The sequence below is a fragment of the Embleya sp. NPDC059213 genome, from assembly GCF_042754445.1.
GTDB lineage: Bacteria > Actinomycetota > Actinomycetes > Streptomycetales > Streptomycetaceae > Embleya.
Map to the genome: position 1 here is coordinate 13,620 of NZ_JBHZAV010000024.1, position 21,859 is coordinate 35,478.

General features: G+C 71.7%; 22 protein-coding genes. 10 read left to right on the forward strand and 12 right to left on the reverse strand.

Annotated features, from left to right (window positions below; genetic code table 11):
- Window positions 1-75: 75 nt before the first annotated feature.
- The 6 genes from ACFXMF_RS12260 to ACFXMF_RS12285 all read right to left on the reverse strand — a co-directional run bounded on the left by ACFXMF_RS12260 (window position 76) and on the right by ACFXMF_RS12285 (window position 6,765).
- Window positions 76-675: a hypothetical protein gene (locus tag ACFXMF_RS12260; RefSeq protein WP_360317100.1), complete on the reverse strand. Its 600-nt coding sequence runs from the start codon at window positions 673-675 to the stop codon at window positions 76-78.
- A 460-nt stretch (window positions 676-1,135) separates the two neighbouring features.
- The gene (locus ACFXMF_RS12265; protein WP_360317184.1) at window positions 1,136-2,116 is read right to left on the reverse strand and encodes a hydroxyacid dehydrogenase; all 981 of its coding nucleotides are present in this window, start codon (window positions 2,114-2,116) and stop codon (window positions 1,136-1,138) included.
- A gap of 77 nt (window positions 2,117-2,193) precedes the next feature.
- Entirely contained in the window at window positions 2,194-3,138 is a 945-nt protein-coding gene (locus ACFXMF_RS12270) for a carbohydrate ABC transporter permease (protein ID WP_379990336.1), read from the reverse strand.
- Window positions 3,135-4,040 (reverse strand): sugar ABC transporter permease, encoded by a 906-nt coding sequence (locus tag ACFXMF_RS12275; RefSeq protein ID WP_360317097.1) that lies wholly within the window; start codon window positions 4,038-4,040, stop codon window positions 3,135-3,137. The genes ACFXMF_RS12270 and ACFXMF_RS12275 overlap by 4 nt, the downstream gene beginning before the upstream one ends.
- A 107-nt stretch (window positions 4,041-4,147) precedes the next feature.
- Complete coding sequence (locus ACFXMF_RS12280) at window positions 4,148-5,485, reverse strand: sugar ABC transporter substrate-binding protein (RefSeq protein ID WP_360317095.1); 1,338 nt, start codon at window positions 5,483-5,485, stop codon at window positions 4,148-4,150.
- Window positions 5,486-5,604: 119 nt separating this feature from the next.
- Complete coding sequence (locus ACFXMF_RS12285; RefSeq protein WP_360317092.1) at window positions 5,605-6,765, reverse strand: substrate-binding domain-containing protein; 1,161 nt, start codon at window positions 6,763-6,765, stop codon at window positions 5,605-5,607.
- A 204-nt stretch (window positions 6,766-6,969) separates the two neighbouring features.
- Between ACFXMF_RS12285 and ACFXMF_RS12290 the strand changes: the two genes are divergently transcribed.
- On the forward strand, window positions 6,970-8,913 hold the full coding sequence (locus ACFXMF_RS12290) for a DUF2264 domain-containing protein (protein WP_379990337.1): 1,944 nt from the start codon (window positions 6,970-6,972) through the stop codon (window positions 8,911-8,913).
- Here the strand turns inward: ACFXMF_RS12290 and ACFXMF_RS12295 are convergent.
- Window positions 8,910-9,566: a class I SAM-dependent methyltransferase gene (locus ACFXMF_RS12295; protein WP_360317087.1), complete on the reverse strand. Its 657-nt coding sequence runs from the start codon at window positions 9,564-9,566 to the stop codon at window positions 8,910-8,912. The two genes, ACFXMF_RS12290 and ACFXMF_RS12295, sit on opposite strands and share 4 nt — an antisense overlap.
- A gap of 143 nt (window positions 9,567-9,709) precedes the next feature.
- On the opposite strand from ACFXMF_RS12295, the gene ACFXMF_RS12300 reads away from it, so the two are divergent.
- On the forward strand, window positions 9,710-10,297 hold the full coding sequence (locus ACFXMF_RS12300) for an XRE family transcriptional regulator (RefSeq protein WP_360317085.1): 588 nt from the start codon (window positions 9,710-9,712) through the stop codon (window positions 10,295-10,297).
- Window positions 10,298-10,457: 160 nt separating this feature from the next.
- On the opposite strand, the gene ACFXMF_RS12305 is transcribed toward ACFXMF_RS12300, so the two are convergent.
- Both ACFXMF_RS12305 and ACFXMF_RS12310 read right to left on the reverse strand, forming a co-directional pair.
- Window positions 10,458-11,048, reverse strand: coding sequence for a lytic polysaccharide monooxygenase (locus tag ACFXMF_RS12305; protein WP_360317083.1), 591 nt, complete (start codon window positions 11,046-11,048; stop codon window positions 10,458-10,460).
- A gap of 231 nt (window positions 11,049-11,279) precedes the next feature.
- Window positions 11,280-12,008 carry an FCD domain-containing protein gene (locus ACFXMF_RS12310; protein WP_360317080.1) on the reverse strand — a complete coding sequence of 243 codons (729 nt, stop codon included), beginning with the start codon at window positions 12,006-12,008 and terminating at the stop codon, window positions 11,280-11,282.
- Window positions 12,009-12,152: 144 nt separating this feature from the next.
- Between ACFXMF_RS12310 and ACFXMF_RS12315 the strand changes: the two genes are divergently transcribed.
- The 4 genes from ACFXMF_RS12315 to ACFXMF_RS12330 all read left to right on the forward strand — a co-directional run bounded on the left by ACFXMF_RS12315 (window position 12,153) and on the right by ACFXMF_RS12330 (window position 16,637).
- Window positions 12,153-12,677, forward strand: coding sequence for a gluconokinase (locus ACFXMF_RS12315; RefSeq protein WP_360317077.1), 525 nt, complete (start codon window positions 12,153-12,155; stop codon window positions 12,675-12,677).
- Window positions 12,674-14,074 (forward strand): gluconate:H+ symporter, encoded by a 1,401-nt coding sequence (locus ACFXMF_RS12320; protein ID WP_360317074.1) that lies wholly within the window; start codon window positions 12,674-12,676, stop codon window positions 14,072-14,074. The genes ACFXMF_RS12315 and ACFXMF_RS12320 overlap by 4 nt, the downstream gene beginning before the upstream one ends.
- A 95-nt stretch (window positions 14,075-14,169) precedes the next feature.
- The gene (locus tag ACFXMF_RS12325) at window positions 14,170-14,778 is read left to right on the forward strand and encodes a TetR family transcriptional regulator C-terminal domain-containing protein (RefSeq protein WP_360317071.1); all 609 of its coding nucleotides are present in this window, start codon (window positions 14,170-14,172) and stop codon (window positions 14,776-14,778) included.
- 71 nt (window positions 14,779-14,849) lie between these two features.
- Complete coding sequence (locus ACFXMF_RS12330; protein WP_379991780.1) at window positions 14,850-16,637, forward strand: arginine--tRNA ligase; 1,788 nt, start codon at window positions 14,850-14,852, stop codon at window positions 16,635-16,637.
- A 133-nt stretch (window positions 16,638-16,770) separates the two neighbouring features.
- Here ACFXMF_RS12330 and ACFXMF_RS12335 read toward each other — a convergent pair whose 3' ends face one another.
- Both ACFXMF_RS12335 and ACFXMF_RS12340 read right to left on the reverse strand, forming a co-directional pair.
- Window positions 16,771-17,589: a hypothetical protein gene (locus ACFXMF_RS12335; RefSeq protein ID WP_379991779.1), complete on the reverse strand. Its 819-nt coding sequence runs from the start codon at window positions 17,587-17,589 to the stop codon at window positions 16,771-16,773.
- A gap of 4 nt (window positions 17,590-17,593) precedes the next feature.
- On the reverse strand, window positions 17,594-18,262 hold the full coding sequence (locus ACFXMF_RS12340; RefSeq protein ID WP_360317062.1) for a papain-like cysteine protease family protein: 669 nt from the start codon (window positions 18,260-18,262) through the stop codon (window positions 17,594-17,596).
- Between the two features lie 234 nt (window positions 18,263-18,496).
- Between ACFXMF_RS12340 and ACFXMF_RS12345 the strand changes: the two genes are divergently transcribed.
- From ACFXMF_RS12345 to ACFXMF_RS12355, 3 genes are all read left to right on the forward strand, one after another.
- Window positions 18,497-19,432, forward strand: a complete 936-nt coding sequence (locus tag ACFXMF_RS12345) for a hypothetical protein (protein ID WP_360317059.1) — start codon at window positions 18,497-18,499, stop codon at window positions 19,430-19,432.
- 193 nt (window positions 19,433-19,625) lie between these two features.
- The gene (locus tag ACFXMF_RS12350) at window positions 19,626-19,796 is read left to right on the forward strand and encodes a rhomboid-like protein (RefSeq protein ID WP_360317057.1); all 171 of its coding nucleotides are present in this window, start codon (window positions 19,626-19,628) and stop codon (window positions 19,794-19,796) included.
- Window positions 19,793-20,107 carry a hypothetical protein gene (locus tag ACFXMF_RS12355; RefSeq protein ID WP_360317055.1) on the forward strand — a complete coding sequence of 105 codons (315 nt, stop codon included), beginning with the start codon at window positions 19,793-19,795 and terminating at the stop codon, window positions 20,105-20,107. Before ACFXMF_RS12350 ends, ACFXMF_RS12355 begins: the two co-directional genes overlap by 4 nt.
- Window positions 20,108-20,209: 102 nt before the next feature.
- Here ACFXMF_RS12355 and ACFXMF_RS12360 read toward each other — a convergent pair whose 3' ends face one another.
- Entirely contained in the window at window positions 20,210-20,647 is a 438-nt protein-coding gene (locus ACFXMF_RS12360) for a hypothetical protein (protein ID WP_379991778.1), read from the reverse strand.
- Between the two features lie 182 nt (window positions 20,648-20,829).
- Between ACFXMF_RS12360 and ACFXMF_RS12365 the strand changes: the two genes are divergently transcribed.
- The gene (locus tag ACFXMF_RS12365; protein ID WP_360317050.1) at window positions 20,830-21,771 is read left to right on the forward strand and encodes a ribose-phosphate pyrophosphokinase; all 942 of its coding nucleotides are present in this window, start codon (window positions 20,830-20,832) and stop codon (window positions 21,769-21,771) included.
- Window positions 21,772-21,859: the final 88 nt, after the last annotated feature.

Below are 21,859 nucleotides of genomic sequence, written 5' to 3' on the forward strand. Positions count from 1 at the left end.
CGCTGCGCTGCGCGAGCGGCGGAGGCGACGGCGGTGCCTGCACCGCCTCCGCTCCGGGCTATTCGGCTTGGGCGATCACCGCGTCCGCCCCGGAAGGGCGATCGTGTGCGTGGCGGCGACCCGTCGCGCCGACTCCCCGTCGAACGCGGTCGCCAGGAGGTCGAGCCGGATCCGGTCGCGGGCCTGCTCGAACGGCGGCACCCGGGCCGACGGACCGGCGGCACGGGCCGGTTCGGCACCACGATCGCGCAGCCGCGACTCGGCCGGTTCCGCCTGCCCGACCGACGGCGACTCGCGTAGTGCACGGGAGAGTTCGGCCGTCTCGTTGCGCGCGAACCCGTCCTCGTCGTAGCCCGGCACGCCCGGCACCGGTTGCCCGGCCGACCGGGCCGCCGCCCGGCGCGCGTTCTCGGCGTCGAAGCGGGCCCGGAAGCCCGCCTCGGTCGGGTCGGCCGACACGCCGGCCTGCTGCGCCCAGTGCCGCAGTACCGAATCCGTGCTCGCCGCGCGCAACGCCCGTTCGGTCGGCACCTCGTGCGGCGTCCGGCCCGCGATCGGCGTCCGCCAGTAGTCGACGCGCGTCCCGGTGATCGGCGACTCGGCGAGCACCTCGGCCCGCAGCCGCACCGCAGCCCGGCGCAACTCGCTTGCTGTGAGCGGTACTTCATCCACCATCGCAACCACGGCGGTCGGATCGACGGCCACCGATCGCGCAGCCGGACCGTCGCCGGGGGCGGCATCCCGCTTCCGGATGGTAGCTGCGTCCGGACAGCCCGAAGCCGCCGGTGCTCGGGTTGGCGTCGTCGCCGACTCCGACCTTGTTGTACGCGGCGGCGATCGAGGGATATCGCGGCACCGGTACCGCCGGGCCGTTGTACGCATGTTGTGGGCCGCAGTGGCCTCGAGCGCCGGCCGGGCTGGTTGGATCCGGCCGAACTCGTGCGTCCGGTCGCCGTGCGTTGGCCTCAAGCGCCGGCCGGGCTGGAGGGATTCGGCCGACCCCGAGCGTGGCGCGCTCCGAGATGGCCTCGGGCGCCGGCCGAGCTGAAGAGATTCGGCCGACCCCGAGCGTGGCGCGCCCCGAGATGGCCTCGGGCGCCGGCCGAGCGGGGGTGGCTCGGCCGGCGGCGGGGAGTCAGGCGGAGTGGGTGAGGGTGGCGGCCTCGACGGCGTGGGTGAAGGGGAGGCCCCGGGTGTAGCGGTCGAGTTCGTCGAGGGCGTGGGCGACCATGCGACGCAGTTCGCCGCCCAGGGAGCCGGCGATGTGCGGGGTCAGGAGGACGTTGGGCAGGTCGTACAGGGGTGAGGCGGGCGGGAGGACATCGGGTTCGGTGACGTCGATGACCGCGTCGAGGCGGCCGGTGACCAGTTCCTCGGTGAGTGCGTCCTGGTCCACGAGGGAGCCTCGGGCGGTGTTGATCAGCGTCGCACCGTCGCGCATCAGCGCCAGCCGGCGGCGGTCCAGCAGGTGTCGGGTGGACTCCAGTTCGGGGGCGTGCACGCTGACCACGTCCGAGCGCCGGACCAGTTCGTCCAGGTCCACCCCACGCGCGCCCAGTGCCTCGGCCTGATCGGGAGTCACATACGGGTCGTGCAGCAGCAGTTCGAAGTCGAACGGGCGCAACAGTTCGAGCACGCGCCGGCCGATCCGGGAGGCGCCGACGATGCCGATGGTGCGCCGGTAGTTGCCGAACCCCGGGAAGCGCGCGTCCCAGTCCACCAGGCGCCGTTCCGCGCGGTAGGCGTCCCGGATCCGCAACACCCGCTTGTTGGCGAACAGCACGGCGGCGACGGTGTACTCGGCCACCGGCAGCGCGTTGGCCGCCGCGCCGGAGGAGACGATCAGACCGCGCTCCCACGCGGCGTCGGTCAGGTGGTGCTTGACCGAACCCGCCGCGTGCACGACCGCGCGCAATCGTGGTGCCCGAGCCAGCACCGCGGCGTCCAGCGGGGCGCTGCCCCAGCAGGTGAACAGCACTTCCGCCTCGGCGAGCGCGGCGGCGGCCGCGGGGTTGTCGAAGTCGCCCGCGATCAGGTCGAGATCGACCTCGGCCAGCGCGCTCAGCCGCTCGCGCGCCTCGGCGTCGAGGATGCGACCGGCCACCGAGGGGTCCATCGCGAGCAGGAGTCGGGGCCGGTGTCGTACCGGCACGGACGCGCCGGCGGCGGGCTCGAATCGGGTGGTGCCGTTGCTCACTTGACGCTCCCCGCGGACAGGCCCGCACGCCAGTGGCGCTGGAGCGAGACGAAGGCGACGACCAGCGGTACCACGGCCATCAACGATCCGGTGATGACCAGCGGATAGAACTCGGGGTAGGCGTGCGCGTTGGTGTTCCACGAGTACAGACCCAGGCTGACCGGGTACAACTTCTGGTCGGAGAGCATCACCAGGGGCAGGAAGAAGTTGTTCCAGATCGCGGTGAACTGGAACAGGAAGATGGTCACGAAGCCCGGCATCATCATCGGCATGGCGACCGAGAAGAAGGTGCGAATCTCGCCGGCGCCGTCCATCCGGGCGGCTTCGAGCACCTCGCCGGGGATGTAGCCGGCGCTGAACACCCGGGCCAGGTAGACCCCGAACGGGTTGACGATGACCGGGATGAACACCGCCCAGAAGGTGTTGACCAGACCCACCTTGGACGCCAGCAGGTACAGCGGCAGCGCGACGGCGGTGGTGGGCACGAGCACGCCCAGCAGCACGCCGCCGAACAACTTCTCCTTCCCGGGGAAGTCGAACTTGTCGAAGGCGTATCCGGCCAGCACGCTGATGAACGAGCCGAGTGCCGCACCGACGCCGGCGTAGAGCAGGCTGTTGAGGTACCAGCGCCAGTAGACGCCGTCGCCCTCGGTGCTGACGGCCTTGACGTTCTCGGTGAAGTGGAAGCCCTCGAACGCGAAGCCGTCGCCGCCGAACAGGCCGCCCATGTCCTTGGTCGCGGCGATCAGCAACCAGGCCAGCGGCAACATCATGTAGAGCGTGACCAACACCAGGGCGCCGTTGACGGCGACCTTGCCCATCAGCGCCTCGGTGGCGCGGCCCTTGGGGCGCGGCCGACGGGCGGGCTTGGCCGCGGGGGTACGGCTCGGTGCGGGCGCGGGGGCCGCGGCCCCGTCCGGCTGCTGCACGGTGGTGCTCATGCGGTCCTCCGTCCGGACGACAGGCGGGTGACGCCGAACGACAGCGCCGCGGCGAATACCGCGAGCAGCACCGAGGCGGCCGCCGCGAGGCCGAAGTCGTTGGCGCGGAAGGCGGCCGAGTAGGCGTACATGTTGGGTGTCCAGGAGCTGCCGACGGCCGGGTTGGCGTCGCTGAGGATGGACGGCTCGGTGAACAGTTGCAGCGAGCCGATGATGGTGAACAACATCGTCATCGCGACGGCGGCGCGGATCATCGGGATCTTCACCGAGACCGCGATGCGCACCGGCCCGGCGCCGTCGACGGTGGCCGCCTCGACCACCTCGCGCGGGATCGCCTGGAGCGCGGCGTAGAAGATGATCATGTTGTAGCCGATCCACTCCCACGTGGCGATGTTGACGATCGAGAACAGCGCGGTGTCCGAGGCCAGGAAGTCCCAGTGCAGTCCGCCGGATTCGAGCAGTTCCACGACCGGGCTCAGGCCCGGGGTGTAGAGGTAGACCCAGATCAACGCGGCGATGATGCCCGGGACCGCGTGCGGCAGGAACAGCGCGAGCTGGAAGAACCGGCGGGCCCGGGCCAGCGCCGAGTCCAACAGCAGGGCCAGGGCCAGGGCGGTGCCGACCATCACCGGGATGTAAAGGAGGCAGTAGAGCCCGATCGCGACGAAACCGTCGCGGAACTTCTCGTCGCCGAGCGCGTCGGCGTAGTTGCCGAAGCCGCTGAACACCCGTCTGGTGCCGCCGAAACCCAGGCCCGAGGTCTTCTCGGTGAACAGGCTGAGCCAGATCGCGTAACCGATCGGCACGACCATGGTGGCGATGAACAGGACGTAGAACGGGGTCAGGAACAGCGCGGCGGTGGTCTTCCGGCGCCGGCGTCCGGCGCGCAGGGATGTGTTCATGGAACTGCTTCCTCGTGGCGGTCCCCCGGTGCGGGACGGCGCGCGGCGCACCGGGGGCCTGCGGATCACGGGTCGGGCCGACGGGCCGGCCGCGCAGGGGCGAGCGGTCAGCTCTTGACCGAGATGCCGCGCTTCTTCAGGTCCTCGACGGTGGTGCGCTGGGCCTCCTCCAGGGCGCCGACGATGCTGCCGCCGCTGGAGAGCTTGCCGAACTGGTCCTTGAGGATGGTGTTGGTCTGGGTCATCGACGGTCCCCAGGTCCAGTTGGCGCCGATCTTCCCGGTCGCCTCGGTGAACAGCGGGTAGATGTCCTGCTTGCCGAAGTAGCCGGTGTCGAAGTACTGCGCCGCGGTGGGCACCAGTTCGGTGGCGGCCGGGTACGCGCTGGAGGTGCCGCTGGCGATCCGCGCGGAGATGCCCTCCTTGGTGGTGGTCATCCACTCGATGAAGGTGAGCGCGGCCTTGCCCTTCTTGCTGTCCTTGCTCACCGCGAAGGTCGAGCCGCCGAGCATGCCGTTGGACGGGGTGCCCCAGTCCGGCAGCGGCGCGACCGCCCACTTGCCGGCCAGGTCGGGCTGGCTGCTCTTGAGCACGCCCGCGCTCCACGAGGCGCCGACGATGCCGACGGTGCCGCCGCTCTTGAGGTCGGCGTTCCACTGCTGGCTGAACGAGGGCTGCACGCGCACCAGGTCGTCGGAGACCAGCTTGTTCCAGTACTCGCCGACCTTGCGCGAGTTCGGGTCGGTCAGCGAGACCTTCCACGCGTCGCCCTCGGTGCCGAACCAGGCGCCGCCGGCCTGCCAGGTCAGCCCGGCCATGGTGCTGGGGTCGTCCGGGTAGAAGGTGCCGATCCGGGCGTTCGGGTCGGCCTTCTTGACCTGCTCGGCGGCGGCCCGGTACTCGTCCCAGGTCTTGGGGACCGGGATGTTGTGGTCGGTGAAGAAGTCCTTGCGGTAGTACAGCGCCATCGGCGCGGCGTCCAGCGGCACCGCCCAGGTCTTGCCGCCGAGCTCGGTCAGCTTGTTGACCGACGCGGGGAACTTCGACTTGAGACCGGACACCTTCGACGTGAGGTCCTGCACGGCCCCCTGGCTGACGAAGTCCGGCAGTTGCGGGTACTCGATGGTCAGCACGTCGGGCGCGTTGCCGGCCTTGACCGCGTTGGCCATCTTCGCGTAGCCGCCGGCGTTGCCGGACGGGATCTGCTCGTACTTGACCTGGATGTCGGGGTGCGACTTGTTGAACGCGTCCACGACTTCCTGGGTGCCCTTGGTCCAGGACCAGAAGGTGAGTTCCTGCTTCTGGCCAGGGCCGCCGCCGGACGCGGCGGGGGCGGCCCCGGCGTCCTTCTTCTTGTCGCCGCCGCCGCCACAACCGGTGACGAGGCTCAGGGCGGTGACTATGCCGACGAGAGCCGTGCCGAGTCTGATGGATGTGCGCTGCATGGACGCTCCTGGGTCGAACGTGTATCGAAGGCGATAGCGAGCATCATTCGGTCAGGAGCGAACAGCGTCAAGAGCAAATGAACAATCGATGAAAAACGAAACTCGCTATGATCGTTCGATCACAGAGTGGCTTGGTTGCTTTCGTTTGTTCGAGTCGACCCGATCGGGTGGTTCGACTCGGTCGGATCCTCCATCGCCGCCGGCTCGGTGGTGGCCCGCAGCCGCAGCCTGGGCACCAGCGAGATGTGCCGCGGCGCGCGCCCGTCGTCCCCGTCGGCCAGCCGCGCGGCGAGCAACTCGACCGCGATCCGGCCGACCTCGTGCTTGGCCGGCGCGATCGCGCTCAGCGGCGGATCGGCCAGTGCGGCCACCTCGTCGTCGTAGGCGATCAGCGCCAGGTCACCGGGCACCTCCAGGCCCGCCGCGCGCAGCCGGGACACCAGGAGCAGGGCGTCCTGGTCGTTGTGCACGAGCGCGGCGGTGGCCGCCCCCGAACGGGCCGCCTCGATCACCCGGGTGACCGCCCGGTCGAAGCCGTCCGCGTCCTCGCCCGGATGCGGCGTCTCCACCCCGGCCGGATCCGGCGGGGTCAGCCCCAGCGCGGCCATCGCGGCGGTGTAGCCGGCGTGTACGGCCGGCGTGGTCGGACTGCCCAGCCGGGCCACGAGCAGGATGCGCTCGTGGCCCAGTGCGCCCAGTCGGCGGACCGCCTGCGCCGCGCCGAGCGCGTGGTCGGAGGCCACCCGGTCCAGGTGTTCGAGCCCCGAGCCGATCTCGGCCCGGCGCTCCACCAGGACGACGGGCACCGGGAGTTCGCCCATCCACGCGTCCTCGCCGCCCGGTCCCGGCGCGCGCGAGGGGGTCAGCAGCAACCCGTCCACGCCGCCGCGCAGGAGTTGGTCCACCTGGTCCCGGTCCTCGCTGGGCAGATAGCGCGAGATACCGAGCACCAGCCGGCCGCCGATCGCCTCGACCGCGTCCCGGGCGCCGCGCACCACCTCCGGGAAGTAGTAGGTGGCGGACGGGACGAGCATGCCCACGGTCGGGCCGTCGTGGCCGTTCGCGACCGGCCGGCCGGGCTCGGCCGCGGCCGGGCGCGCGTGCGGCAGGGTGGCCCCGCCGTGCACCCGGGCCAGCAGGCCGCTCGCCACCAGGGCGGTCACGTCGCGCCGCACGGTGACCAGGGACACGCCCAGTTCCTCGGCGATCTCGACCACCTTGACGCTGCCCTGCTCGCGGGCCGTCCTGAGAATGAGTTCCTGCCGCTGTTCCGCCAACACCGTGGACGTCGTCCTTCCGATCAGCGCACGCCCGGACCGGGCCGTGCCCCCCTGCGCCCGGCTGCTGTCCGGCCACCGGCTCAGCCTAGGGCATCGCCATTCGATTTTGATTGAAAAGGATCGTTCGATCAAACCGACTCTTGACCTGATCGATCGACCCCGCCTAGCGTGTCGACGCCCGGGCGCGTCCAGTCGAGGAGATCCGTGAACACACCGCACCCCTTCGTGCTGCCGCCGGAGGACCGCGTGCTGAGCCCGTACACCGGCTGGACCCGCGCGCACTGGGAGGCGGTGGCCGACGGTCTGCTCGCCGCGGTGCGCCCGTACCGCTCGCCGGGCGGCGCGCTGATCACCCTGCCCGGGCGCACCAGTTGGTCCGGCGAGCGCTCGGACGGCCTGGAGGGCTACGCCCGGACGTTCCTGCTCGCGGCGCTGCGCGCGGCCGGCACCGCCGCCTCCGGCCGGCCCGTCCCGGCGGACCTGCTGGAGCCGTCCGCGGACGGGCTGCGCACCGGAACGGCCGCGCCGGGTACGGCGGATCCGCAGTCCTGGCCGGCCGTGGTCGATCGTGGCCAGGCGATGGTCGAGGCCGCGTCGGTGGCCCTGGCGCTGCACCTGACGAAGGATCAGTTGTGGGACCGGCTCGACGAGGGCACCCGGGAGCGGGCGGCCGACTGGCTGGCCGGGGCGCTGCGGCACGAACCGGTGGACAACAACTGGTGGCTCTTCCCGGTCGCGGTGGGCACCTTCCTGGAGGCGGCCGACCGGCACACCGAGCAGGCCCGGGCCGCGATCGATCGGGGTCTGGCCCGGATCGAGCAGTGGTACGTCGGCGACGGGTGGTACACCGACGGCGCCGGGCGCTACTTCGACCACTACAACGGCTGGGCCATGCACCTGTATCCGCTGTTGTGCGCGGCGGTCGCGGGCGCGCCGGCCGATCCGGTCCGGCGCGAGCGGCTGCGCGAGTTCCTGATCGGCTACGGCCGGCTCTTCGACCGCACCGGCGCGCCGCTGCACCAGGGGCGATCGCTCACCTACCGGTTCGCGGCGGCGGCCCCGCTGTGGCTGGGCGCGCTCGTCGACGCCACGCCGTACCCGCCGGGCACCACCCGCCGCCTGGCCAGTGGCGTGTTGCGACACTTCCTGGACCGGGGCGCGGCCCGCGACGGCCTGCTCTCGCTGGGCTGGTACGGCCCGGACGCCGCGACCGTGCAGCCCTACTCGGGTTCGGCGTCGCCGTACTGGGCGGCCAAGGGCTTCGTCGGCCTGCTGTTGCCCGAGCGGCACGAGGTGTGGACCGCGTACGAGAGCGCCGGGCCGGCCGAGCACGCGGACCCGGAGCCGGTACTCGGCCTGCCGGGGCCGGGGCTGCTCGTACACTCCGGGCACGGGGTGGCCCGGTTGGTCAACCACGGCGCCGACCACCAGCCGGTCGGGCCGACCGCCGCGCTCGACGCCGACGATCCGCTGTACGCGCGGCTCGCCTATTCGACGATGACCGGCCCCACCCGCGGCGGCGATCCGGCGGACAACCACATCGGGCTGGTACTGGCCGGCCGGGTCACCGAGCGTGGCCGGATCGAGCCGCTGGGCGCGGGTCCCGGGTGGGCGGCCTCGGCGCACTCGCCCACGCTCGACGGGCAGCCGGTCCCGGGCACCCGGATCGTGTCGGTCAGCGTGGTGCGCGGCCCGTACGAGGTGCGCGTGCACCTCGTACGGGCGCCGGCGGGCACCGCGGTGCGGGAGAGCGGATGGGCGCCGGCGCCGGCGGCGGGCGAGGAACTGCGCTCCTCGGCCGCGGGTCTCGACGCGTGGGTCCGCACCACGTCGGTGCACGGCACACTCACCGGCGCACACGGGTGGGAGCGGGCGGCCGTCGGCTCGGCACCGCACGGGACCGCGTTCGGCGAGCGGGCCGAACTGGCCGTGCTGGAGGGCACGGTGGCGGCCGAGCCGCTGGTGTCCGTGCTGGCGCTGACCTGGGCGGATGCGACGCCCACCCCGGCGCCGCAGGTGAGCGCGACGGCGTCGGGGGTGGACGTGCGGTGGGCCGACGGCGGCCTGAGCCGGATCCGGTACGAGGCGACGGAGCGCTGCTCGGTCACCCACGAGGCCGGCCGACCGCACGCGCCGACCGGGGTCTAGTCGGCCAGTCGGCGCACCATCAGCGTGTTGTCCGTGCGGGTGGTCGGGCGGCCCTCGGGGTCGTTCTGGATCCGCTCGTGCTCCTCGTTGCGCAGCACCGCCCACTGCGCCACCGGGAGTTCGAGCGCGGCGAGGACCTCGGCGGGGGTCGGCAGGACCACGCCGGGGTGCTTGTCCTTCTCCCACGGCGCGACCCCCGAATGGCCGACGATCAGGAGCACGCCGCCGGGCGCGACCCGGGTGGCCGCGGTGCGCAGGATCGCGTCGCGGTCCAATTCGCCGTGCGAGTGCAGGAAGTGCGCCGAGACCAGGTCGAAGCTGCCGGCCGGGAAGGTCGCGCCCAAGTCGTGCCACTGCCAGTCGATCAGGTCGGCGACCTGCTCCTCCTTCGCGTGCTCGGCGGCCCGCTCCAGCGCGATCCGGGAGACGTCGATGGCCGTCACCCGCCAGCCGCGCTTGGCGAGCCAGATCGCGTCGCCGCCCTCGCCGCAGCCCACGTCCAAAGCGCGGCCGGGCGGCAGGTCCGAGGTCTCCCGGACCAGGGTGACGTTGGGCTTGCCGCTCCAGATCCGGGTGCTCTCCGCGTAGCGGGCGTCCCAGATCTCCGCCGCCGAGGGCTGTTCGGTGTGCTCGGCGTGCCGGTCGTCGGTCATCGTGGGGTCCTCCGTGGCGATGGCGGGTGCGCGCCGGCCGGGCCGGCCGGGCCGGGCGACGTGTGGTTCGGCGCCCGATCGACATGGTCCGCCCGGCCCGCTCCGGTTGACAAACCTTGTTGCCGAGTCGGCAAATAGTGCCCATGAACGATGGCGAACTCACCTCCGTCCTGACCGCCGTCGGCCCGCGACTGCGAGCCCTGCGCCAGGAGCGGGGCACCACGCTGACCGAGTTGAGCGCGACGACCGGGATCTCCGCGAGCACGTTGTCCCGGCTGGAGTCCGGGCAGCGCAAGCCCACCCTGGAACTGCTGCTGCCGCTGGCGAAGGCGTTCGGCGTGCAACTGGACGAGTTGGTGGACGCGCCGGAGACCGGCGATCCGCGGGTGCACGCGCGCCCGATCCAGCGCTACGGAATGACCATCATTCCGTTGACCCGGTACAGCGGCGGACTGCACGCGTTCAAACAGATCCTGCCGCCCGGACTCGGCGGGACCGAGCCGGAGTTGCAGACGCACGAGGGCTACGAGTGGATGTACATCCTGTCCGGTCGGCTGCGGTTGTTCCTGGGCGCGCACGACCTCGTGCTCGGCGCGGGCGAGGCCGCCGAGTTCGACACCCGTACCCCGCACGCCTTCATCTGCGCGGGGCCGGAGCCGGTGGAGTTCCTCAGCCTGTACGGCAAGCAGGGCGAGCGCATGCACGTACGGGCCCGGCCCGGCGGCGGGTGACGTGCGGTCCGCGCGTGCCGGTGGGCCGCCGCGGCACGGCGGCCCACCGGCCCTTCCCGTCCTGCCCGGCGTGGGATGGGCGGGACGGGTCGATCGGAAGGGACGCCGATCGACGGGAGAGATCGATCGGCGGCCGGGGTCGATCAGCGGGAGCGGCCGATCAGAAGGTGACGTCGGTGCACTGGTAGAAGGCGTTGCCGGTGTCCGCGATGTCCCACACCGCGAAGATCACCGCCTTGCCGCTACGACCGGCCGGGAGCGTGCCGGTGTGCGAGACGGTCGAGCCCGGCTGCACTCCGCCGTAGGGGACGGACAGGAACGGGGTGCTCTCCAACTGCCCCCGGGTGATCGCCTGACCGGGACTCCAGCTCGCCTTGGTGATGAAGTAGCGGAACGTCGTGGTGGCGTGCCGCGCGGTGAGCTTCCAGGTGAACGTCTTGCTCGACCCCGAGGTCACCGGGGTGCTCGGCCACGCGCCGCCACGCGGGTCGTCGAGTTCGGCGAATCGACTGTTGCCGCCCGCGCAGAGCGCGCCGTCGGCCGGTCCGCGCGCCGGGAAGCCCTTGGGGCCCTCGACGCTCTGCGGCTCCCACTGGATCTCACCACAGTTGGCGACAGTGCCCTGAGCGCAGTAGGCGGCCCGGCTGGGCGGGCTGGTGACCCAGCCGTGCGCGCCCGCCGTACCGGCCATCATCAGGGGAAACGAGACGGCGGGGATGGTCAGCGCCGTCAGGATGGTCCTTTTACGCATGGAACTCTCCTAGGGGACGAGTGAATGCGAAGGACGTTCGAACGGTCCGGGTCCGCGTCGTACGTCTTGTTTCACCGGTTGTTCACATCCGTAGTGCGTTCTTCAAGTTAAGTGGTCCAGACCACTCGGTCAATGGTCGGAACCACGTCTACGGAGGTGAAGTCCCTTTCCGGACAGGGATGTTGTTGATCTTGCCGGTTTTTGCCGACGGCTCCGAGAACGAGCCGCAGCTCAGGCGTGCTCGGCTTCGGAGTCGAACTCCGGTGCCAGTACTTCCAGTTCGGCCATCGCACCGACGGTGATCTCGCGGGTCAGCCGCTCCGCGCCGGCCGCGTCGCCCTCGCGGACCGCCTCGGCGACGCGTACGTGCAGGGTGACCGCGCTCGGATCCGGGTCCGGAAACATCACGTGGTGGCGGGTGCGGCCGGTCAGCACCTCGGCCACCACGTCGCCCAGGCGGGCGAACATCTCGTTGCCCGACGCGGCCAGGATCACCCGGTGGAAGGCGATGTCGTGCACGAGGTATGCCGTCAACTGCCGCCCGCGCGAGGTGGAGACCATGCCCAGCGCGTGCTCGGTCAGCGCGGCGCACTGGGCCGGGGTCGCGGACTCGGCGGCCAGCGCCGCCGCCGCGGGTTCGATCGCCGAGCGCAGCGCGGTCAACGAGCGGAGCTGGCGCGGACGATCGGCGCCGGCCAGGCGCCAGCGGATCACGTACGGGTCGAAGACGTTCCACTGCTCGGGTGGGCGCACGGTGACCCCGACCCGGCGGCGCGACTCGACGAGTTGCATCGACTCCAGCACCCGTACCGCCTCGCGGACCACGGTGCGCGAGACCTCGAACCGATGTTCCAGCTCGTCGGTGCGCAAAACCGTGCCGGCGGGGTAGGCGCCGGCCGCGATGGCCGGCCCGAGGGACTCCAGCACCTTCATATGCAAGCCCCGGCCCTCGTTCTCCATGGCGTCAGCCTACTGGGCGGGGTGCGACGGACGCCCTGGATTATGTATGACTTAATTGCTTCAAGAGCTTGATTAAGTAGTACCTATGCGTTTGGGTATGGGACGGCGCCCGAACACGAGCCGGGCAAGGACAGCGAGGTATCGATGAACGCCCCCCAGGTCGTGGTGGTCATGGGTGTGTCCGGCACGGGCAAGTCCACGGTCGGCCGACTGCTGGCCGCCGAACTGCGGGTGCCCTACGCGGACGCGGACGACTTCCACCCGCCCGCCAACATCGCCAAGATGTCGGCCGGGATCCCGTTGGACGACGTGGACCGCGCGCCGTGGCTGGACTCCATCGGCGAGTGGCTCGCCGCACACGCGCGCTCCGGCGGCGTGGTCGGCTGCTCCGCGCTCAAACGCGCCTACCGCGACCGACTGCGCCGGGTGGCGCCCGAGGTGGTCACCCTCCACCTGGTCGGCGACCGCGCGCTGATCGCCGCGCGGCTGCACGAGCGGACCGGCCACTTCATGCCGGAGACGCTGCTCGACTCGCAGTTCGCCGATCTGCAGGCGCTGGAGCCGGACGAGCGGGGCCTCGCGCTCGACGTCGCGCCCGGCCCCGACGCCATCACCGAGCAGGCCGTCGCCGCGTTGCGCGGCCTCGAAACGAACCAGGGAATTTCGTGAGCACCATCGACCTGCGGGCGTTGGCGGCGGGGGCGCCGGCCGAACCGATCACCTCCGCCGGACACGCCCAACTGGGCCTCGCGGTCCTGGTCGGCATCGGCGTGATCGTGCTGCTCATCGGCCGGTTCAAGCTGCACGCCTTCCTCGCGCTGACCATCGGGTCGCTGGTGCTCGGCGCGGTCGCGGCGGCACCGCTGGACAAGGCGATCGCCAGTTTCACCTCCGGTCTGGGCTCCACCGTCGCGGGTGTGGGTGTACTGATCGCGCTCGGCGCGATCCTGGGCAAGTTGCTGGCCGACTCCGGCGGCGCCGACCAGATCGTGGACACCATCCTGGCCAAGGCGAGCGATCGCACCATGCCCTGGGCGATGGCGCTGATCGCGGGCATCATCGGCCTGCCGCTGTTCTTCGAGGTCGGCGTGGTGCTGCTGATCCCGGTCGTGCTCCTGGTGGCCAAGCGCGGCAACCACTCGCTGATGCGGGTGGGCATCCCGGCGCTGGCCGGCCTGTCCGTGATGCACGGCCTGGTCCCGCCGCATCCCGGACCGCTCGCGGCCATCGACGCGATCGACGCCGACCTGGGCGTGGTGCTCGCGCTGGGCGTGCTCGTGGCGATCCCGACGCTGGCCATCGCCGGTCCGCTGTTCGGCCGGTACGCGGCGCGCTGGGTGGATATCGAGCCGCCGCAGGACCTGGTCCCGGAACGCCCCTCGGTGGACCCGGGGCGGCGGCCGAGCTTCGCCGTCACGGTGGGCACGGTGCTGCTCCCGGTGGTGCTGATGCTCGGCAAGGCGCTGGTCGACATCGTCGTCGACGACCCCGCGAACCGGGTCCAGCGGGTCGCCGACGTGGCCGGCTCGCCGCTGATCGCGCTGCTCTCGGCGGTGATCGTGGCGATGTTCACGCTCGGCCGGGCCGCCGGATTCACCAAGGACCGGTTGTCCGGCACGGTGGAGAAGGCGCTGCTGCCGATCGCCGGCATCCTGCTGATCGTCGGCGCGGGCGGCGGCTTCAAGCAAACCCTGGTCGACGTGGGCGTCGGCCGGATGATCCTGGACATATCCCAGGACTGGGCCGTCTCGCCGCTGCTGCTGGCGTGGTTGATCGCGGTGGCGATCCGGCTGGCCACCGGCTCGGCGACGGTGGCCACCATTTCGGCCGCGGGCCTGGTGGCGCCCCTGGCCGCGGACATGAGCAGCACCCACACCGCCCTGCTCGTGCTGGCCGTGGGCGCGGGCTCGCTGTTCTTCAGCCACCTCAACGACGCGGGATTCTGGCTGGTCAAGGAATACTTCGGGATGAGCGTGGGCCAGACCGTGAAGACCTGGTCGCTGATGGAAACCATCATCTCGGTGGTCGGGGGCGGCTTCGTGCTCCTGCTGTCCCTGGTGTTGTAGGCCCCCTTCCCCGGGACCGCGGTGGTGGCGGGCACGCGGGGCGCGGGGGGTGTCGGGTCCGTCGATATCGGTGGGGCAGGCTCTAAGCTGCCGGCATGCCGGGTCCCAAGGATGCTGCCCATGACCAGGACCGAGTGCGCGCCGCCGCGTTCCGACTCGTGTCGGCCAAGGGTGGTGGTGCGGTCGAACCCGAGGAGGTGGCCGCGGCCCTGGAGTGCCCGCCGGCGGAGCTCGACCTCGCCGATGCCGACGACGTGTTGCTCGCCGCCGTGCACTGGTCCCATCGCCGGATCGCCCGCCGCTTCTTCGACCTCACCGCCGGCCGCTTCGGCCTGGACGCGCTGCGCGCCGGCCTGGCCGACCTGCTGCCCCTGGACGAGGAACGCCACCGGGAGACCGTGCTCGAAGCGGCCGTGTGGCATCGCAGCCTGGTCGCCCCGAAGGTCGCCGAAAGCAATCGCCGCGAACGCGAGGACCTGAGCGTGATCGTCCGCGGTGTCCTGCGCGACGCCCGGGACAACGGCGAACTGATCGACGACGTCGACGTGGACCGGACCACGGCCGAGTTGCTGGCCATGATCGACGGCCTGAGCCTGCACGTCCTGCTCTACCCCGAGCGGCTGAACGCCACCGCCGCGACCCGCACGCTCGACGCGGAACTCGACCGGATCACCCGCTCCGACCGGACACCCGGGACCCGTTGACCCACCCCGCTCCCCCGCCGACTCGGGAAAATGACATGAATCCGGCGGGCCCGGTGGGCTAGCTTCCCCGCATGGTCACTCCGGAGAAGCTGCTCATCGAGCGGCTGGCCCCGGCGTTCGCACGGGTCGCGGGCATGCCCGCCGATCCCGTGCTGCGTCGCGGCCGGCACGCGGACTTCCAGTGCGACGGGGCCCTGGCCCTGGGCCGACGCCTGGGCCGCGACGCGCGTGAGATCGCGGCCGAGGTGCTCCGGTACGCCGAGCTGGACGACCTGTGTTCGGCGGTGCGGATCAACGGACCCGGCTTCGTCGAGCTCACCCTCGCGCCGACCGCCCTCGGCCGGCTGCTCGCCGCGATCGCGGCCGACCAACGCTTGGGCGTGCCGCGTACCGCCCGGCCCGAGACGATCGTCGTCGACTACTCGGGCCCGAACACCGCCAAGGAGATGCACGTCGGCCACCTGCGCTCGACGATCATCGGCGACGCGGCCGTGCGGGTGCTGGAATGGCAGGGCCACACCGTGCTGCGCCGCAACCATCTCGGCGACTGGGGCACGCCGTTCGGCATGCTGATCGAACACCTCCTGGACGTCGGTGAGTCCGAGGCCGCGCACGAACTCTCGGTCGGCGATCTGACCGGATTCTACCAGGCCGCGCGGCGGGCGTTCGACGCGGACGAGGCGTTCCGGGTCCGGTCCCGCGAGCGGGTGGTCGCGTTGCAGGCGGGCGATCCGACCACGCTGCGGTTGTGGCGGATCCTGGTGACCGAATCGAAGAAGTACTTCATGGCCGTCTATGCCCGCCTCGGTGTGCGGCTCACCGCGGACGACTTCTGCGGGGAGAGCAGCTACAACGACCGACTGCCGCCGCTGGTCGAGGAGTTGGCCGAGCTGGGGTTGCTCCGGGAGAGCGCCGGCGCGCAGTGCGTCTTCCCGGCGGGGTTCGTCAATCGCGACGGCGAACCGCTGCCGCTGATCGTGCGCAAGGGCGACGGCGGCTTCGGGTACGCCGCCACCGATCTGGCCACCCTGCGGCATCGGTTGCGGGACCTGGCGGCGGACCGGCTGTTGTATGTGGTGGGCACACCGCAGAGCGGGCATCTGGAGATGGTCTTCGCGACGGCGCGGGACGCGGGCTGGCATGGTGCGCGGGCGCGGGATGCGGACCGGGACGATGCGACCCCCGCGCGGGCCGTGGGCCGGGGCGCCGCAGGCCCGCGGGTCGAGCACGTCGACTTCGGCTACGTCCTGGGCTCCGACGGGAAGATCCTGCGCACCCGGGCCGGGGCCTCGATCAAGCTGATGGACCTGCTCGACGAGGCGGTGACCCGGGCCGCCGCCACGATCGCCGAGAAGAACCCGGACCTGGACCCGGACGAACGGGCGGCGGTGGCCCGGGCGGTCGGCATCGGTGCGGTGAAGTACGCGGATCTGTCCGGGGATCGGCGCAAGGACTATCGCTTCGACTACGACCGGATGTTGTCCTTCGACGGCAACACCGCGCCGTATCTTCAATACGCGCATGCCCGGACCCGTTCGATCCTGCGGAAGGCCGGTGGCGAGGCACCTTCGGCGGCCGGGCCCCTGGTGATCCGGGAGCCGGCCGAACGGGCGCTGGCCCTAAGGCTCCTGGCCTTCCCGGACGTGGTCGAGGAGGTCGGCGAGTCGTCGGACTTCCACCGCCTCGCCCACCACCTGTTCGCCTTGGCCACCACGTTCACCGGGTTCTTCGAGGAGTGTCCGGTGTTGCGCTCGGAGGGCGAGGTCCGACGCTCGCGGTTGATCCTGTGCGACCTGACCGCCCGCACCCTGGCGCGCGGCCTGGACCTGCTGGGCATCGCGACGCCCGAGCGCATGTAGGCCCGTCCGGCGGAACGACCGCGCCCACGCCCGCATGCTCGGCGGACGCGGGTGCGGTCGTGGCGGGGCCGGCCGAACGGGGTCGACGTGGGGAGCGTCGACCCCGCCCGGCCGGAAGGCACCGAGCGGCGGATCAGCCGCGGCGCCGCCGAACCGTGACCAGCACGCCGCCCACGCCGGCGACGCCCAGCAGGCCCACCCCGGCGAGCGCGGTCGGTCCGACGCCGAACGGGTCGTCGGCCGGGCGTGCGGTGCCCGAACCGGTGTCGTTCGGCCCGAAGCCGCCGGCCAGGCCCTTGGCGTCGTAGCCGGAGCCGGGCAACTTGTCCGCGTAGGCCCGGTGTACCCGGTCGTGGTAGGCCGAGACACTCGTCCCGCCGGCGCCGACCACACGCTTCGCGTCGGCGTTCAGCGGCAACACCCGGTCGCCGCTCTGCACGAACCAGGCGTTGATCTGCGGCTCGCGAAAGACGATGCCACCGGACGACAGGCTCGCGCCCGCCGCGGCGTATCGGGCCTCGTCGTCACCATCCGCGATGTTGACCACCTGCCGGCCGGCCGGGGTGTCGGCCGTCCACACCGACGCCCGGCGACCGTCCGCGGCCACCACCGTGGCGGCCAGGAACTCCTGCCGGGCGATCGGCACCGGCCGAGCCCCCGGCCGGGCCGCGACGAACTCCGGGGCCAGCGTGTACACGGCGACCACGTCGCCCTCGATCCGGGGCGCCGCGTCCGCCGCGGCGAGCGCGCCGTCGCGGGCGAAGAACCTGGACAACGTGTCGAGCGTGCCGGGCGCCGCGATCACGTCGCGCGCGCTGCCCATGCTGATCGCGTCCGGCGCCGGCGGCGCGGGTACGGGCGCGGCGTGCGCGGCCTGCGGGGTGAGCGTCAGGGTGAGCGCCGCCGCGAGGGTGCCCGCCGCGAACAGGCGCTTGATGCCGCCTCCGGTCATGGCGTCACGCTCCGATCCGGTAGAGCGAGTGGGTCCAGGAGAACTCGTTGTTGTTCACGTACCAGTTGTGCGAGGCCCAGTTGTAGCGGGTGCTGCTCGGCCACGGGTCGCCCCAGTAGACCCAGCTCTGCGCGGTGTCGTAGCCGTAGATCACGTGCATGTGCCCGCCGCCGGAGGACCACTGGATCCGGGTCTCGATCGGCCGGTCCGCGTTGATCTCGGTCTGCACCGTGCTGTATTGCAGCCAACCGGTCACGTAGGAACCGGAGTTGATCCCGGCCCAGCGCAACCCGCTCTGCACGTTGCCCAGCGTGGCCTGGGAATTGGGACACTCGGTGCTCTGCGAACGGCCGAATGCCGCGTTGCAGAACTGGTTCTGGCTGTAGTTGCGCCCGTACCAGGTCGCGATGGTGTTGCCCGAGCCCGCCCAGCACCAGTTGCTCTTCTGCTGGGCCTGCATGGTGATGTTCAGCCTCTTGGCGGCGAGCGCGAGCGGTTGCGCCTGCTCCGTCGAGGTCGGTGCCGAGGCGAGCGGCGCGGAGTTGCCCGCGGTCGAGGCGGAAGCGGCGGAGGGCACCGCGAGCAGCGCCGAGAGCAGGGCGACCACCGCGAGGGTCAGGGCCGAGGTTCGACGGCCGGATATGCGGCCCGTGCGTGGGGACGTTCGAGTCATGGCGTTCCTTCCGTGCTGGAGGGACGGGGTGGGGCGTGGTGCGCGTCCGGACGCTGCAAGGTGGAGCATCGGGTGTTGTCGCGGTGTGTTCAAGACGCTTCAATGCGGGGTGAAGCGGTGGTGTGAACGCCTGGACCGGCGTGTGAACGAGGCGTGACCGGTCCGCTGGAACACCTCGGTCGCGAGCGCCGATCCCGACCGGTCCGCGGTGAACGTTCACAAGGGAGGCGAGCGATGTCGCGGACCGATACCCGGGGCGAGCCGGTCGAGGCGGAGTTGGCGCGGGCCCTGCGCGCGGGTCCGTTCCATCTGGCCTTGCGCGCGGCGCTGGCCGCCCGCGGCCTGGCCCTGCACCGGGTGCAGCACCGGCTGGCCCAGCGGGGCGTGCAGGTCGGGGTGACCAGCCTCAGCTACTGGCAACAGGGGGCGCGCCGGCCGCAGCGCGCCGAATCGTTGCGCGCGGTACGGGCGTTGGAGGAGGTGCTCGACCTGCCGCCGCACGCACTGACCAGGTTGTTGGAACCGGAGGTCACCCCGCGCCCCGCGTCGCGCTCCTACCGGGTGGTGATGGAACAGCCCGGCACGCTGGGCCGGTTGTTGACCGACCTGGAGTCACCGGCGGACGGCGGCCTGCACACGGTGTGTCAGCTCGAACAGGTCCGGGTCGGGGCCCGCCGCGAACTCCTGGACCGCGCTTCGCAACACGTGGTCCGCGCGCATCGCGACGGGGTGGACCGCTACCTCGCCATCCACATCGGCGACCGAGGCTGCACACCCGAGCAGGTCCGGGTTCGGGCGACGGAGAACTGCCGGGTGGGGCGGGTGCGTTGGAATCGTGACGCGGCGGTGCTGGTGGCCGAATTGTTGTTCGACGCACGGTTGCGGTCCGGCGACACCTACGTCTTCGGCTACGGCTTCGAGGACGGCACCGGCGGGCCCAGTGACGAGTATGTCCGCGGCTTCACCTTCCCGTGCGGGCAATACGTGCTCCAGGTGCGCTTCGATCCCGCCGCCCTGCCGGTCCACTGCCGACGCTTCACCCGAAGCACGGCGGGCGCCCCCCGCACCGACCGGCGCGACCTGACCCTCAACGGCAGCCACTGCGTGGTCCACCTGGCCGAACAGGACGTCGGCCCCGGGCTCGTGGGCATCGGCTGGGACTGGGCCTGACCGCCGGGGAGTTCGGCCGCACGGGTGCCCGGTCGGCCGAATCGCGGGTCACCCGTTGGGCGCAGCACCGGGAGCGCCGGGGGGCTCGATGGCGTTGGATGGGCCGGGGATTCGGCACGAACGCCGGGCCCCCCGCCCATCGAGCAGCGGACGGCCACCGGGTCCACCCGGCGGGTCCGACGAGGAGCCGGCCGTGTCACACGCCCGCAGCACCCGAGGCCGGACGTTCCCCGACGTCGGGCACTTCACCTCGGTGCTGCCGGGCCTGGCCTGCTATCCACTGGTACGCGACCGCATGGGCCGCTGGGACCCGATGGTCACGGTGCGCGAGCTGCGTACTCGAGGGAAGGAGCGGCACGCGTGAGCGACGCCGTCGAGCGACCCGTCCTGCGGGCCGCAGGTTCACACCTGTATCCGGGCAGCCTGGTGCGGGTGCACGCGCCGGGGACCACCGATCCGCACCGGGTCGGGACGACGCCGGGCGACCTGCTGTTCGCGGACGGCTCGCGGACGACGGCCCAGGTGCTGGTCGACACGGACGAGCACGTGACGTTGTGGGTGGCCGAATACGGCACCGAACGCGGCACCACCATCTCCGAACGAGTGTGGTCGGTCCACCGGTCGCCCGACGGCTCGGGCGACGTACTGCTGCGGATCGGCGCCCGACTGCCGTAGGGCGGGTCGTCGATCCCCGGCCGAGCAGCCCGCCGGCCGGATCCGTTCGCGCGGATCGCGCGGCACGAACGCGAAGCGGACCCGGCCGGCGGCCGAGCGGCCTCAGGCCGCGGTGACGATCCCGGTCGTCCGAGCCCCGTCGTCGCGCGTGAGTGCTCCCGCGAGCAGCAGCAGACACAGTGGCAACCACAACACCCACGCTGCCCACCCGGAGCCGTCCACCACCGACAGCACGCTCACCACGATGTGCGCGACGATCGCGCACCCGATGCCCCACGGCGCGCTGCCGCGCACCTCCAACCGGCGACCGAGCGACCTCCACACCCACGCGGCCTGCACCAGGGCACCCGCGACCACGGTCCACATCAGGACGCGCGTCGGCAGGACCTCGCGCTCGCTCGGCGGCGCGGTACCGTCCTCCGGGCCCAGGCCGAAAATCATCGCGTCGCCCAGGAACAGCACGAACCCGAAGGCCCAGACGGCTTCGATGACGACGACGATCATCGCCGTACCCACGACCACCGTTCGTAATGTCTTCACGCGGCGCATTATCGTGCAGCGCCGTTGAGAGGTGTGGGCCGTGGCGTCCGGGGTTTCGGGGGCTCGGGGGTCGGCCCGTAGCATGTGGCGCGGGCCGGTGCCGCGATGGTGATCGTTCTTGGCGGCGGGCCGACGACTGCGACTCGATGGCGACAGCGATTCGACCGGAACAAGGAGCGTTCGTGCGAGAGATCGCCGTGTTCAGCGGAAGCGCACATCCTCAACTGGCCGCCCAGGTTTGTGCGCACCTGGGTGTCCCGCTCAGTCCGACCCGGGTGAACAGATTCGCGAACGACTGCCTGGAGGTGCAACTTCAGGCCAACTGCCGCGAACACGACGTCTTCCTGATCCAGCCACTGGTCGCGCCGGTCCAGGAGAACCTGGTCGAGTTGTTGCTGATGTGCGACGCCGCGCGCGGCGCCTCGGCGGGCCGGATCACCGTGGTGATGCCGCACTACGCCTACGCCCGCTCGGACAAGAAGGACGCGCCGCGCATCTCGATCGGCGGCCGGTTGGTCGCCGACCTGATGGTCGCCTCGGGTGCGAGCCGGGTGCTGGCGATGACGCTGCACTCGCCGCAGGTGCACGGGTTCTTCTCGGTTCCGGTCGACCACCTGCACGCGCTGCGCGAGCTGGCCGACCACTTCCGGCGCTACGACCTGTCCAACACCACCGTGGTCTCGCCCGACCTGGGCAACGCCAAGGAGGCCGCCGCCTTCGCCCGGATGCTCGGCGCCCAGGTCGCCGCCGGCGCCAAGCAGCGCTTCGCCGACGACCGGGTGGCGATCAGCGCGGTGATCGGCGAGGTCGCCGGGCGGGACGTGATCGTCCTGGACGACGAGATCGCCAAGGGCAGCACCGTACTGGAACTGCTGGATCGGCTGCGCGAGTTGGGTGCCCGCTCGATCCGCGTCGCGTGTACGCACGGCCTGTTCGCGGCCGGTGCGCTCAAGCGCCTGTCCGACCAGCCCGATGTGCTGGAGATCGTCTGCACCAACACGGTCCCGATCCCCGCCGGTGAACACACCGACAAGCTCCGGGTCCTGTCCATCGCACCGGCCCTCGCCGAGGCCGTCCGCCGCATCCACAACGGCGAAAGCGTCAGCGCCCTGTTCGACATGTGAGCGATGCGCACCCGCCCCGGTCCGTTCTTCCGCGTCGAAGTCGAGCGCCGCGCCGTCCGGGCCGTCCGGCCGTCGCTTGCGCCCGGAG

What these genes read in the sequence shown, in the direction of transcription:
- ACFXMF_RS12260 (WP_360317100.1), bottom strand. Translation starts at nt 675, where the DNA reads ATGGTGGATGAAGTACCGCTCACAGCAAGCGAGTTGCGCCGGGCTGCG.
- ACFXMF_RS12265 (WP_360317184.1), bottom strand. Translation starts at nt 2,116, where the DNA reads ATGGACCCCTCGGTGGCCGGTCGCATCCTCGACGCCGAGGCGCGCGAG.
- ACFXMF_RS12270 (WP_379990336.1), bottom strand. Translation starts at nt 3,138, where the DNA reads ATGAGCACCACCGTGCAGCAGCCGGACGGGGCCGCGGCCCCCGCGCCC.
- ACFXMF_RS12275 (WP_360317097.1), bottom strand. Translation starts at nt 4,040, where the DNA reads ATGAACACATCCCTGCGCGCCGGACGCCGGCGCCGGAAGACCACCGCC.
- ACFXMF_RS12280 (WP_360317095.1), bottom strand. Translation starts at nt 5,485, where the DNA reads ATGCAGCGCACATCCATCAGACTCGGCACGGCTCTCGTCGGCATAGTC.
- ACFXMF_RS12295 (WP_360317087.1), bottom strand. Translation starts at nt 9,566, where the DNA reads ATGACCGACGACCGGCACGCCGAGCACACCGAACAGCCCTCGGCGGCG.
- ACFXMF_RS12300 (WP_360317085.1), top strand. Translation starts at nt 9,710, where the DNA reads ATGAACGATGGCGAACTCACCTCCGTCCTGACCGCCGTCGGCCCGCGA.
- ACFXMF_RS12305 (WP_360317083.1), bottom strand. Translation starts at nt 11,048, where the DNA reads ATGCGTAAAAGGACCATCCTGACGGCGCTGACCATCCCCGCCGTCTCG.
- ACFXMF_RS12310 (WP_360317080.1), bottom strand. Translation starts at nt 12,008, where the DNA reads ATGGAGAACGAGGGCCGGGGCTTGCATATGAAGGTGCTGGAGTCCCTC.
- ACFXMF_RS12315 (WP_360317077.1), top strand. Translation starts at nt 12,153, where the DNA reads ATGAACGCCCCCCAGGTCGTGGTGGTCATGGGTGTGTCCGGCACGGGC.
- ACFXMF_RS12325 (WP_360317071.1), top strand. Translation starts at nt 14,170, where the DNA reads ATGCCGGGTCCCAAGGATGCTGCCCATGACCAGGACCGAGTGCGCGCC.
- ACFXMF_RS12330 (WP_379991780.1), top strand. Translation starts at nt 14,850, where the DNA reads ATGGTCACTCCGGAGAAGCTGCTCATCGAGCGGCTGGCCCCGGCGTTC.
- ACFXMF_RS12335 (WP_379991779.1), bottom strand. Translation starts at nt 17,589, where the DNA reads ATGACCGGAGGCGGCATCAAGCGCCTGTTCGCGGCGGGCACCCTCGCG.
- ACFXMF_RS12340 (WP_360317062.1), bottom strand. Translation starts at nt 18,262, where the DNA reads ATGACTCGAACGTCCCCACGCACGGGCCGCATATCCGGCCGTCGAACC.
- ACFXMF_RS12345 (WP_360317059.1), top strand. Translation starts at nt 18,497, where the DNA reads ATGTCGCGGACCGATACCCGGGGCGAGCCGGTCGAGGCGGAGTTGGCG.